General features: G+C 58.0%; 11 protein-coding genes. 6 read left to right on the top strand and 5 right to left on the bottom strand.

Annotated elements, in window-relative coordinates:
* The first annotated feature begins 100 nt into the window (after positions 1-100).
* Together FEM03_RS11070 and FEM03_RS11065 are read left to right on the top strand one after the other, a co-directional pair.
* A complete protein-coding gene (locus FEM03_RS11070; protein WP_138086316.1) occupies positions 101-838 on the top strand; it encodes a L,D-transpeptidase family protein in 738 nt (245 codons plus the stop codon).
* 44 nt (positions 839-882) lie between these two features.
* Positions 883-1,392, top strand: coding sequence for a cation transporter (locus tag FEM03_RS11065; RefSeq protein ID WP_166442788.1), 510 nt, complete (start codon positions 883-885; stop codon positions 1,390-1,392).
* 13 nt (positions 1,393-1,405) lie between these two features.
* On the opposite strand, the gene FEM03_RS11060 is transcribed toward FEM03_RS11065, so the two are convergent.
* From FEM03_RS11060 to FEM03_RS11050, 3 genes are all read right to left on the bottom strand, one after another.
* On the bottom strand, positions 1,406-2,287 hold the full coding sequence (locus tag FEM03_RS11060; protein ID WP_138086314.1) for an EamA family transporter: 882 nt from the start codon (positions 2,285-2,287) through the stop codon (positions 1,406-1,408).
* 6 nt (positions 2,288-2,293) lie between these two features.
* Positions 2,294-2,560, bottom strand: a complete 267-nt coding sequence (locus FEM03_RS11055) for a hypothetical protein (RefSeq protein WP_206170968.1) — start codon at positions 2,558-2,560, stop codon at positions 2,294-2,296.
* A gap of 64 nt (positions 2,561-2,624) precedes the next feature.
* Entirely contained in the window at positions 2,625-3,632 is a 1,008-nt protein-coding gene (locus tag FEM03_RS11050) for a squalene/phytoene synthase family protein (protein WP_166442787.1), read from the bottom strand.
* A 53-nt stretch (positions 3,633-3,685) separates the two neighbouring features.
* On the opposite strand from FEM03_RS11050, the gene hemW reads away from it, so the two are divergent.
* From hemW to FEM03_RS11030, 4 genes are all read left to right on the top strand, one after another.
* Positions 3,686-4,801, top strand: a complete 1,116-nt coding sequence (hemW, locus tag FEM03_RS11045; protein ID WP_206170967.1) for a radical SAM family heme chaperone HemW — start codon at positions 3,686-3,688, stop codon at positions 4,799-4,801.
* Between the two features lie 91 nt (positions 4,802-4,892).
* Positions 4,893-5,810 carry a sugar phosphate isomerase/epimerase family protein gene (locus FEM03_RS11040; protein WP_138086310.1) on the top strand — a complete coding sequence of 306 codons (918 nt, stop codon included), beginning with the start codon at positions 4,893-4,895 and terminating at the stop codon, positions 5,808-5,810.
* Positions 5,811-5,846: 36 nt separating this feature from the next.
* Positions 5,847-6,368, top strand: coding sequence for a GtrA family protein (locus FEM03_RS11035; RefSeq protein WP_138086309.1), 522 nt, complete (start codon positions 5,847-5,849; stop codon positions 6,366-6,368).
* 39 nt (positions 6,369-6,407) lie between these two features.
* Complete coding sequence (locus tag FEM03_RS11030; protein ID WP_240772744.1) at positions 6,408-7,658, top strand: beta-ketoacyl-[acyl-carrier-protein] synthase family protein; 1,251 nt, start codon at positions 6,408-6,410, stop codon at positions 7,656-7,658.
* 63 nt (positions 7,659-7,721) lie between these two features.
* On the opposite strand, the gene FEM03_RS11025 is transcribed toward FEM03_RS11030, so the two are convergent.
* Together FEM03_RS11025 and FEM03_RS11020 are read right to left on the bottom strand one after the other, a co-directional pair.
* Positions 7,722-9,113 carry a DUF1501 domain-containing protein gene (locus FEM03_RS11025; RefSeq protein WP_138086307.1) on the bottom strand — a complete coding sequence of 464 codons (1,392 nt, stop codon included), beginning with the start codon at positions 9,111-9,113 and terminating at the stop codon, positions 7,722-7,724.
* Positions 9,114-9,305: 192 nt separating this feature from the next.
* Entirely contained in the window at positions 9,306-12,356 is a 3,051-nt protein-coding gene (locus FEM03_RS11020) for a DUF1553 domain-containing protein (RefSeq protein WP_166442786.1), read from the bottom strand.
* Between the last annotated feature and the right edge of the window lie 41 nt (positions 12,357-12,397).

Below are 12,397 nucleotides of genomic sequence, written 5' to 3'. Positions count from 1 at the left end.
GAACCCGAATCGTATCGAACTTGCTGAGGCTAAACAAGAAAAAACTGCTGCGCTCTCAATCCTGCCATCTCAGTGATCAACCCTTTTCAAACTTTCCCTGTTGAATCCCCCCTTCCCATCAGTCCTGCCCGCCATCTGCTGCATCCTCCTCCTCGGCTGTCACACCATGCAAAGCCCGCTTCCCGCTCCAACCATACCGCCCGAATTCCTCACCGCTGTTGATCCCACTTGCACTCAGATCGTCGTCGTTCAGGCAAGCACCATCTCGTCCACTGCCGGACACCTCTGGCTGCTCGAACGACACCTTGATCAATGGCAATCCACCCTCGGTCCCAGCCCCGTTTCACTGGGTCGTAATGGCCTTGCATGGGGCATCGGCGAACACTCTATCCAACGACCGGCCTCCATTCCCCTGAAACGCGAAGGCGACAAACGCACTCCCCTTGGTGTGTTCCGAATTCCGTATGCTTTTGGAGAAGCCGCCTCAGTCCACTCCAACCTCCCCTACCATCGGATGACCCCCCACCATGCGGGGGTTGATGACCCAAACTCGCACCATTACAACCAGATCGTCGACACTCGTGAAGTCACCCGCGATTGGCAGAGCGCCGAGTCCATGATCCCGTCTGGAGGAAGCTATCGGCTCGGCCTGTTCGTCACCCACAATCCGAAAAATCGCCCCCACTCCGGCTCCTGCATCTTCCTCCATCTCTGGCCAACCCCCAACGAACCCACCTCAGGCTGCACCGCCATGTCTGAAGAAACCATGCGTCTTTTGCTCGAAAAACTTCATCCCCGTGCACGACCTCACCTCATCCAATTTGTCGCCGTGCAATAACTCCCCCAAGAATGGTCGCCATCCAGACGTTCACATCTCATCCTATGAAATCAACCATCCTAGTTTCCTTCCTTCTACTCGTCAGCACCATTGCCCAGGCCGAAACCACCGTCACCCTCGAAGGCGTGCATAACTGCTGCAAAGGCTGCACCAACGGCATCATCAAAGCCGCCGCCGACCTCAAAGACGTCACGGTCACCGCCGAAGGTGAAACTGTAACCATCGTTTCGAAATCCAAAACCAATGCCAAAAAAGCCGTCGAGGCCATCATGGACGCTGGCTACTACGGCACCAGTTCCGAACCAAGCGCCGCCGCCTCTTCCACGATCGTCAAACCTGCTAAAAAACTTACCACCGCCACCGTCACCAGCGTCCATCTCTGCTGTCAGAAATGCGTCAACGCCATGACCGACGCCGTCAAATCGACACCCGGTGTCACCGAATACAACATCGTCAACAAACAGAACAGCTTCACCGTCAAAGGCGACTTCACCGAATCTGATCTCATCGCCTCCCTGAACAAAGCAGGCTTCCATGGTTCCGTTGGCAAATAAGCTCTCTCAACGGTCAGATCAGCACTAGCAGGATCGCCACAAACATCAGCGCCGCTCCGACAAAGCGCTTCTTCATCACAGCCGCCTCCAGATCCTTTTCGGCATTGCTAAACCAATGCCCGATTAACATCACCGCCGCCACGCTCAGCAACCCACGTGAACTATAAATCACATTGGAAGTCGTTGCCTGGCCAAAATAGCCAATACTCGCCACCAGAAAAATCGACTGCAACGCAAACAGCAGCCCCCCGCCAACCAACCACTTTAGCGTCTGAGTCGGCATCTTCAACAGCGGAGAAGGAAACAAGAATCCCACCGGCAACGAAAATACTCCGACCATCCCCATCATCACCGGCAAAAACGTCCCGATGCCCCACGCGGGCGACCACTTCTGCACCAGCACATCAAACAACGCATAACATCCCGCCGCCATGCCGGAACTCAATACCGTAATCCCCGTTTTTCCTCCGCCACCCACCGCGCTCTTCTGATTCAAAAACACAATCCCCAACGTGCTCAAAATCGCCGCCAGCCACAACTGCCAGGACAACGCCGAACCAATGATCAACGTCGTCAACACCGCCACCATCACGATCTTCAAACCCAACACCGGCGTCGCCACCGACACATCCCCGCGCTGAAACGAAAACAACGTCAGCACCTGCCCCGCCAGAAACAACAACGCCACCAACATCGGTTGATACCACATCTCCACCGGCATCCACTCGCCAGGAAACAGCAACAAAATCTGGAACAGCAAACCCACCAGCACATTCGACACCCAGGTCGAATGCCACAGCCCGGCCCCCAGCTCCGCCGCCCGCTTTAAAGTCAAAGCTGCCGCCACATAGGTGAGCGCCCCAAGGGCAGCCCATAGAAACACCCAGGAACTCATATGTTTTTACTCTTCACTCTTTCCAGCCGTCACCGGCCCCAACCGCAGCGTCGAATGATGAATCAACCAGTAGATCCCCGCTCCCAAAACTCCGGTCACCAAGATTCCCAATCCCCAAAGACCTGCTCCCACAAGAAAAGTCCTCGCCCCCGTGCGCAGCATCACCTCCTTCGCGTCGATCCACACCGCCAAGGCAAACGCTACATGCACCACCACCGTCGCCGTCGCAAATACGACAGAAAACACCATGGTAAACGCGCTAAACTCAACCATCCAGTTCATCATTGGGTCATTGGAGCATCGAACCTGATGCATGTCACCACAAACCACACCGCCCCTACCCCATGCACTTGGCTGCCAGTTTGCTGATCCCGTTTCTTGTCGCTGAAGCAATGCCCGCCTCAAACAACAACTTCGTCGTCTCCCCCCTCGGCACCTTCAATCCCGCCAACCACTCTGCCTGCGAAGCCCGCTCAATCAGCACCAGCGTCTTGAACCCCAACAACAGCGGCAACGCCGTCGCATACCGCAATCGCTTCATCTCCAAAGCCTCCACATAAGCCAGACCATCCATCAAATATTCCCGCGCCAGCTCCCGCCACTTCACCGTCAAGGGCAGCAGCACCGCCGGCTTCGCCCTCACTTCTTCCATGGTCAACCCCACGGCCTCAATCTCCGTCAGCGGCAGATAACAACGGCCCATCCGACCATCCTTCGCCACATCCCGCAAAATGTTCACCAACTGCAACCCCTTCCCATAATTCACCCCTTTTCTGACCATCTCATCCGCCGTAGTCCCGGATGCAAACGACGCCCCCAACTTCGCCACGCACAATTTCGTCCAAAACTCCCCCACACACCCCGCCACCAGCCAGGTATACTCATCCAGTTCCGCCGCCGTCACCAGCGCCCTCACCTGTCCATCCTGCGGAAACCGCTCAATGTCCAGCATCTGCCCTTTCACAATCGGACCCAACACCCCGCGCGTCATCGTCCGGTCCACATCATCAGAAGCCCGATAAGCCTTCACCACCTCCGGCAGCCGGTCCAGCAATTTGCGCTCCCCCTCATCCTCCTGCAATGGCATGAACTCCGACTTCAATCGCGCCATCAACCCCTGTTCCTCCGCCCCGACCTGCACCACCCCATCAAAATCCCTCAAACACCCCAGTCGAACCTCCCCCGGCACCACCGTCGTATCCGCCAGTGTGTCCGCCGCCCGCGCCATCAAATACGCCAGCGACAACGGCTCCCGCACCCCCTCCGGCAACGCCTTCAACGTCAGATAAAAACTGCGCGAAACCTCCGCCAGCAACTTGCCCCCCAAATCTTTTTCGTCACTCATCAGACAACAAGCAAGATGCAAGCCGGGCATAGTAAAGCTAAATTCACCGTTCCTTGATCCAGCACCTCTACCTTCACATCCCCTTCTGCCACCGCGTCTGCCCGTATTGCAGTTTCTACAAACACACGCCCGGCAACACCGACATGGCCGCATTTGTCGATGCCATCCTCAACGAACTAACCCTTCACCAACGCCAGCTGGATCTCCGACCCAAAACCATCTACTTCGGCGGCGGCACCCCCACCGCCCTCAGTCGCTCCCACCTCACCACCCTCATCCACGGCCTGCGCCAGCGACTCGACCTCTCCGACCTCCAGGAACTCTGCCTCGAAGCCAATCCCAAAACCGTCAGCCCCGCCAAAGCCACGCTTCTGCGCGACCTCGGCGTCACCCGCGTCAGCCTCGGGGTCCAGGCCTGGGACCAACCCACCCTCACCCTGCTCGGCCGCGATCACGCCCCCGACGAAGCCACCGAAACCTTCCACATCCTCCGCGACGCCGGCATCCCCGCCCTCAACCTAGACCTCATGTTCTCCATCCCCCACCAGACCCTCGACATCTGGACCGCCGGACTCCACCACAGCCTCTCCCTCAAGCCCGACCACCTCTCCTGCTACAACCTCACCTACGAAGAAGACACCGACTTCCTCCAGCGCCACCAAACCGGCGAACTTGATCAAAACCAGGACCGCGATGCCGACCACTTCGGCACCACCATCGACCTCCTTGAAGCCGCCGGATACGAACACTACGAAACCTCCAACTTCGCCCTTCCCGGCCGCCGCTCCCTTCACAACCAAGCTTACTGGCAGGGCGCCGACTACCTCGGCCTCGGCCCCTCCGCCTCCAGCACGCATCAACGCACCCGCTGGAAAAACATCTCCGACACCACCCGCTACAACGAACTCCTCAGTCAAAACCGCGTCCCCATCGTCGAATCCGAAGACCTCACCGACAACCAATGGCTCATGGAACGCATTGCCCTCGAACTCCGCACCGCCGAAGGCCTCTCCCTCAGCCGCATTGCCCCCTCCATCGCCCACTGGCTCCCCACCCTTCAAACCGAAAACCTCATCCACCTCACCCCCACCCACCTCCATCTCACCCGCGAAGGCAAACCCCTCGTCGACCAAATCGCCGAAACCCTCATCCCTGAGGAGCCTAAATGATGAATTTTGAACGATGAATGATGAATTTAGAATGAAGCGTGCTCAACTCCGTTTCAGTCTTTATCCCTTCGCCTTTATCCTTTAGCCTTTCATGTTGTCCCTTTCCTCCTGTTGGAACAGCCATCGCCATCTCGAAGGCGACGATATCGTCAAGGATGCCCTGCGCCTCGGATTTGAATACATCGAACTCAGCCACGGCCTCAAAGTCACCCACCTCCCCGACATCATCAACCGCGTCAACCGCCGCGAAATCAAGATCTCCAGCGTCCACAACTTCTGCCCCTCGCCCGTCGAGGTCATGATGGACGCCCCCGACGTCTACGAATACACCTCCCTGCGCCGCGCCGAACGCGAACGCGCCCTCGACCTCACCCGACGCACCCTCGAAACCACCGCCCGACTCGGCGCCGACCGCGTCGTCATCCACCTCGGCTGCGTGCGCATGCGACCCTACACCGACCGCCTCGAAACCCTCGTCGACCAGGGCAAAATCTACTCGCGCGACTACAACCGGCTCAAACTCGAGTTCGTCACCAAGCGCGCCAAAGTCGCCCAGCGTTACCTCGACCGCTCTCGCTCCGCCCTCGACCTCCTCCTTCCCCTTTGCGAAGAACATCGCATCAAACTCGGCATCGAAACCCGCAGCCATTTCGAACAAGTTCCCAGTGAAGCCGAGATGTTTCAGCTCGTCGACCACTACAAGGACAGCCCATGGATCGGCTTCTGGCATGACTTCGGCCACGTCCAGCGCAAAGCCAATCTCGGACTGCTCAACCACCTCGAATTCCTCACCAAAATCGCCCCGCGGCTCATCGGATGCCACATCCACGACGTTACCTGGCCCGCCCAGGACCACCGCGTTCCCTTTACTGGCGGCGACGTCGACTTCGACACCCTTATCCCCCTCATCCCCAAAGACATCCCCTGGGTCTGGGAACTCTCTCCCACCCAACGCCAATCCGTCGTCGCCCAACAACTCCCCATCTGGAAATCCCGCTTCGGCAACTGACCAAATCTCCTCAATCTCCCATCATCTCAACTTCTCATGAAACAGGACATCATCGACGCTCTCATTTTCTACTTCCGCACCCCTCCCAAAGAAATGCTGCGCCGCATCAAAGAGCGTGACCTGCCCTGGATCGTCCAACTCGGCGTCTACGGCTTCTGTGGCATCCTCGCCACCGTCGTCAGTGTCGGCATCATCGTCCTTCTCTCCACAACCGTCATCCCCGCCTATGAAGGCATGATCGTCAACGGCGAACCCCTCACCAAGGAACTCCGCGCCAAAAACCTTCTCATCAACAACGGAATCTCGTTCTTCATCACCAACTTTTTTGTCTACTACATGAACGTCATGCTCGTGTTCAAACGCGGCAGACACAGTCCCTGGATGGAGTTCCTCTACTTCACCCTCATCAACCTCATCGCCTTTGTCATCAGCCAGGTCGCCGGCCCTGAACTTGTGCGTCGCTTCGACATCCCCACCAACATCGCCATCTTCAGCAACACCGTCGCCGCCGCCCTCATCAACTTCGTCGCCCGCAAATTCTTTGTCTTCAAGGGCTGACCTCCTTCAAATCAAATCTCAAATCTCAAATTCAAGATCTTGAATCTCGACCCTCATCGCCGCGCCGTCATCACCGGCCTCGGTCCCGTCACCCCCATCGGCATCGGCAAATCCGCCTTCTGGTCCGGCCTGCTTGCCGAAAAAAGTGCCATCAGCCGCCTCACCCGCTTCGAATCCCCCCATACCAAAGCCCGGCACGCCGCCGAAATCCGCGACTTCGATCCAAGCCTCTGGTTCGCCCCCCATCAAACCAAACGCTGGGACCGCTGCACCACCCTCGCCATGGTCGCCGCCCAGCTTGCCATCGAAGACTCCGGCCTCGACCTCAGCAAGACCAATCCCACCCGCACCGCCATCAGCTTCGGCAGCGCCCTCGGCGGCATCGCCGACGCCGAACACCAGCACCACCTCTTCCTCGAAAACGGACCCAAATCCGTCAGCCGCGCCCTCGCTCTGCAAATCTACGGCGGCAGCACCCACGGCAACCTCTCCATCCACTTCAACACCCAGGGTCCTGCCACCACCCACTCCAACAGCTGCGCCAGCGGCAACGTCGCGATTGCCGACGCCCTTCGCCTCATCCGTCAGGGAGCCGCCGACATCGTCATCGCTGGTGCCAGCGAATCCCCCCTCAGCCCCCTCACCTACGCCGCCTTTGATCAAATCCACACCATGAGCCGCTGGCAAGGCGATCCCCCGGCGCACGCCTGCCGTCCTTTCGACACCCAACGCGACGGTTTCGTCATGGGCGAGGGAGCCGCCATCATCATCGTCGAATCTCTCTCCCACGCCCGTGCCCGCAACGCCCGCATCTATGCCGAACTCACCGGCAGCAGCCTCATCTGCGAAGCCCATCACATGACCATCCCCAAACCCGACGGCACCCCCCTCCGGCGCGCCATGCAGCTTGCCCTCGACGACGCCCGGCTCAACCCCGGCGACATGTCCTACATCAACGCCCACGCCAGCAGCACCCCGCAAAACGACCTCAACGAAGCCACCGCCATCGCCACTCTCTTCGGCGAAAAATCCGCCCCACCCGTCTCCGGCACCAAAGCCTACACCGGTCATTCCCTCGGAGCCATCGGTGCCGTCGAAGCCCTCATCTGCGCTCTCGCGATTGAGAACCAATGGCTCCCTCCCACCCTCCATTTTGAGTCCACCGACTGCCCAATCACCCTCGACTACCTCCCCAACCACGGCCGCGAAACCAAAGTCACCGCCGTCCTCAACAACTCCTTCGGCTTCGGCGGCATCGACTCCTGTCTGATCCTCCAAAAAACAACGTAGAAGGCTCGTCCCGAGCCTTTCATCCCGATCTGCCAAGGCCCGGGACGAGCCTTCTACTTTCCGTCACACCAACAACTCCTTCACCACGTGCCCATGCACGTCCGTCAGCCTGAACCGCCGCCCCTGAAAACGATACGTCAACCGTTCGTGATCAATCCCCAGCAAGTGCAGCAGCGTCGCATGAAAATCATGCACATGCACCCCGCCGCTCACCACGTTATAGCCAAACTCACACGTCTCCCCGTGCACCGTTCCCGGCTTCACGCCACCCCCGGCCATCCATAAACTGAAACAGCGCGGATGATGATCCCGCCCAAAGTTCGGCTGGATCTTGCCCTGACAATAATTGGTCCGCCCAAACTCCCCACCCCACACCACCAGCGTGTCCTCCAGCATCCCCCGCTGTTTCAAATCCCGCACCAGTCCCGCCGCCGCCTGATCCGTCTCCTTGCAAAGCTTCGGCAATGCCCCCGGCAATCCGCCATGGTGATCCCAGTCCTGATGATACAACTGGATAAACCGCACCCCGCGCTCCGCCATGCGCCGCGCCTGCAAACAATTCGCCGCAAACGTCCCCGGCGTCTTCACATCCGGACCATACAAATCCAGCACCGACTCCGGCTCCTCCTCAATCCCCGTCGCCTCCGGAATGCTCGACTGCATCCGATACGCCATCTCATAATGATCAATCCGGTTCTGAATCTCCACATCCGGCGTGCCCGCAAACTGATGCTCATGCAGCTCCTTCAACCGGTCCAGCATCATCCGCCGACTCCCCTCGCTCACCCCCGCCGGATTCCCCAAATACAGCACCGGATCTTTCGCCGCCCGAAATAACACCCCTTGATGTTTCGATGGCAAAAACCCACCGCCCCAGAGATGCGATCCCAACGGCTGCCCCGTCTTGTCCTTCGTGATCAATACCACAAACGACGGCAGATTCGCATTCTCCTGACCCAACCCATAACTCAACCACGAACCGAAACTCGGCCTCCCCGCGATCTGTGAACCCGTCTGTAAAAACGTCACGCCCGGACCGTGATTGATCGCCTCCGTAAACATCGACTTCACCACACACAGATCATCCGCAATCGACGCCGTGTGCGGCAGCAACTCACTGAACCACGCGCCCGACTCCCCATGCTGTGAAAACTTGAACGGCGACCCCACCAATGGAATCGACGACTGGTTCCCCGACATCCCCGTCAGCCTTTGCGCCCCCCGCACCGAATCCGGCAACTGCTCCCCATGACGTTGATTCAACAACGGTTTGTAATCCAGCAGATCCACCTGTGACGGCCCGCCCGACATGAACAAATAAATGATCCGCTTCGCCTTCGGCGCCACATGATTCCCTCCCATCACCCCTTTCTCCGCACCACTCGCCAGCATCTCCGACAAAGCCATTCCACCCAGCCCCATCCCAAATCGATTCAACAACGTCCGTCGGCTCATCCCCTGTGACATAGGCTTGTAGCCTGTGGGTGTGACAGGCTTGTAGCCTGTCGGGTTGGGAGCTTCGCCGCGGAGCGGTGACACAGGCTTGTAGCCTGTGGGTGTGACAGGCATTTTGCCTGTCACCCCGAACGTCTCCCCGTTTCCATCTCGCAAACAATCTTCCGTCATATCATAACACCTCCAAAAATTTCACCGTTTCACCACACTCGAATCGTGATTCATCAAAGCCTGTGCCAGCACTGTCGCCGCCGCCACATCCACCACATCCAGCTCCTCATCACGCCCCACCTGACCCACCCTCAGCAACTCCGCCGCCTCTTCGCGATGTTTCCTAAAATGCTCCAACTGCTCCGCATGCAAAACCCTTACAATGTCCCTCTCCCTCTCGTCCGGCATCCTGCTCAAACACCTCATAAAAATCCCTTCAATCATCTTCTCCACATCATCACCACATTCCTTCAACACCCTCTCCCCCATCACCCGCGCCGCCTCCACAAACTGGGGACCATTCAACAAAACCAACGCCTGCAACGGTGAATCCGTGCGCTCACGTTTCGCACTGCAAACCGCCCGCCTTGGCGCATCAAAAGCAATCATCGCCGGAGCCGGAGCCGTCCTGCGCCAGCTCGTGTAAAGACTGCGCCGATGCAACCCCGCCAACTTCAAATCCTTTACCGGTTTGAACGCCTCACTCATCTCATACGGATTCACCGGCGCCCCGCCCATCGCCCCATCCAGCAACCCCGCCACCGCCAGCGCATTGTCCCGAATCATCTCCGCCGGCAAACGAAATCTCGGCCCGCGCGACAACCACTCGTTGTCAGGATCATCCACCATCATTTGCCTGTCCTCAAAATTGAAGCTGCCCTGCCGATACGTTCGACTCATCACCATCTTCCTCATTAACCGCTTCACATCCCAACCACCCGACACGAAATCCGCCGCCAAAACATCCAGCAACTCCCCATGCAGCGGCCTCTCGCCCTGACTCCCAAAATCCTCCGAAGTCTTCACCAATCCACGACCAAACACCGACTGCCAAAAACGATTCACCGTCACTCTCGCCGTCAGCGGATTCTTCGCATCCACCGTCCAATTCGCCAACGCCAGCCGGTCCTTTTTCACCCCCTCTGGCAAGGGCGGCAACACCTCCGGCACATCCGCAAAAACTTCCTCGCCATGCTGGTTGTATTCCCCGCGCAAAAGCAAATACGCCTTCTTCGGCTCCTGCAATTCTTTCATCACCATCATCTCCCGCATGCCATCCGTCAGCCCCGCCAAATCACGCCGCGCTTTCTGCAATCGCTCCAGATAACTCCCCCACGCCTCATCCACCTGAGCCAGATAAAACTCCAACAACGCTCCCTCATCCTCCGACCTCTTGCCATCAAAGAAAACCCCGGCTTCATAGATCCCCAACTCCCGCTCAAACACCCGAAAATCATCGACCATTCCCCCCTTAAATCCCCGATCCCGAAACCGTTCGCCAATTGTGATCGTGTCCCCGCCTCCCCCGGTGATCTCCTTCGTCAAAGCATCCCGCACCACCTCCACCGGAGCCTCAACGCCATCCACAAACATCCTCAACCCTGCCGCCCTGCTGCTGCCATCATAACTCACCGTCACCTGCGTCCATTCACCGACCTTCACCTTGTCCTTCGTCCTCACCGAGATCGCATTCCCAGGCCAGAAGTGAATCAAGGACCACTTCAATTTGCCCTCTTCAATCAGCAACTCATATCCCCGGCTCGCCGCATCCGTCCAGGCGCGCGAACGATGAAAAACCACCGCCCGCTCCGCCGCCTCCGACGCCTTCATCCACAACGAAACCGCAAACGGCTGATCACGCCGAAAATTCCCCACCGGCAAACTCACCCCATCATCTCCCGTCAACAACACCCCGCTCCCCTCCCATCCTTCCGCCAACCGGTTTTCGCCTTTCAACAACGCAGGCTCACCTCCCTCAATCGCATTCGGCATCTTGCCATCCACCACCTCATCAAACTTGAATCTCGCCAACTCACCCTTCATCTCCACCCCACCGTTCCACTCACCTTTCCATTTCAAAAACGCCTCACGCCTCGACGCCTTCAATCCGTTCCCCTCACCCTCCAGCTTTGCTACCACCAACTTCGCATCTTTCAATCGCCCAGAACCATCCTCCGATTTCATCACCAAAGTCGGCGTCGGCACCGACTCCGTGAAATACGAATACAATCCCGCCTCATCAATGTTCTGGAAGAAGGCCGCCATCTCATAATATTCCTTGTGCGAAATCGGATCATACTTGTGATCGTGACACCTCGCGCACTCGAATGTGAGCCCCAGAAACGCCGTGCCATAAGTGTGCAAACGATCCGCCACATATTCACGCCGATACTCCTCCTCCACACTTCCGCCCTCAGACTCCTGTTGATGCAAACGGTTAAACGCCGTCGCTAAAATTTGTTCGTCCGTCGCCCCCGGCAATAAGTCCCCCGCCACTTGCCAGGTGATAAAATCATCATACGGCAGGTTCTCGTTGAACGCATCAATGACCCAGTCCCGCCAAGGCCAGACCACACGCATTTTGTCTACCTGAAATCCATAACTGTCCGCATACCTCGCCATGTCCAGCCAGTCCACTGCCATCCTTTCTCCGTAAGCCGGTGAAGCCAGCAAACGATCCACCAACCGCTCATAAGCATCCACGCGATTATCGCTCAAAAAATCCTCGACCTCAGCCACCGTCGGCGGCAATCCGGTCAGATCAAAACTCACCCGGCGAATCAACGTCGACTTGTCCGCCTCCGGCTGAAACGACAACCCCTTCTCCCGCAGCTTCTTCAGCACCACCTCATCCATGTCCTTCTGCGCATCCTCCATCCGCACCGGCTCAAACGCCCAATGCAACTGATACTCCGCCCCTTGCTCAATCCACCGCTTCAAAACATCGATTTCTTTTTCACTCAACCTACCCAATTTCGACTCCGGCGGCGGCATCACCTCATCCCCATCCTCACTGACCACACGGGCCATCAACTCACTGTGCCCCACATCCCCCGGCTTCACTGCCAGTCCCTCAATCGCCCCTTCACGCGTGTCCAACCGCAATCCCGCCTCCCTCGTCGCCGAATCCGGACCATGACAAGCAAAACACTTGTCCGAGAGAATGGGCCGCACATCCCGATTAAATTGCACCTCTCCACCTTCTGCCGTCAAAGCAGTCAGCAAAAAGATCAAAGCAGAAATTCGACCCATCAAATTCATAACAAAATTCAGCACCTCAGTTCATAGCGCCC

The sequence above is a fragment of the Phragmitibacter flavus genome (assembly GCF_005780165.1).
In the GTDB taxonomy this organism is placed as follows: Bacteria; Verrucomicrobiota; Verrucomicrobiia; order Verrucomicrobiales; family Verrucomicrobiaceae; genus Phragmitibacter; species Phragmitibacter flavus.
This window is presented reverse-complemented; position numbering and strand designations above follow the sequence as displayed.

Bases quoted from the DNA above. Each gene is read 5' to 3' on its own strand.
- FEM03_RS11065 (WP_166442788.1), top strand. From the start codon at position 883: ATGAAATCAACCATCCTAGTTTCCTTCCTTCTACTCGTCAGCACCATT.
- FEM03_RS11060 (WP_138086314.1), bottom strand. From the start codon at position 2,287: ATGAGTTCCTGGGTGTTTCTATGGGCTGCCCTTGGGGCGCTCACCTAT.
- FEM03_RS11055 (WP_206170968.1), bottom strand. From the start codon at position 2,560: ATGGTTGAGTTTAGCGCGTTTACCATGGTGTTTTCTGTCGTATTTGCG.
- FEM03_RS11050 (WP_166442787.1), bottom strand. From the start codon at position 3,632: ATGAGTGACGAAAAAGATTTGGGGGGCAAGTTGCTGGCGGAGGTTTCG.
- FEM03_RS11040 (WP_138086310.1), top strand. From the start codon at position 4,893: ATGTTGTCCCTTTCCTCCTGTTGGAACAGCCATCGCCATCTCGAAGGC.
- FEM03_RS11035 (WP_138086309.1), top strand. From the start codon at position 5,847: ATGAAACAGGACATCATCGACGCTCTCATTTTCTACTTCCGCACCCCT.
- FEM03_RS11025 (WP_138086307.1), bottom strand. From the start codon at position 9,113: ATGAGCCGACGGACGTTGTTGAATCGATTTGGGATGGGGCTGGGTGGA.
- FEM03_RS11020 (WP_166442786.1), bottom strand. From the start codon at position 12,356: ATGGGTCGAATTTCTGCTTTGATCTTTTTGCTGACTGCTTTGACGGCA.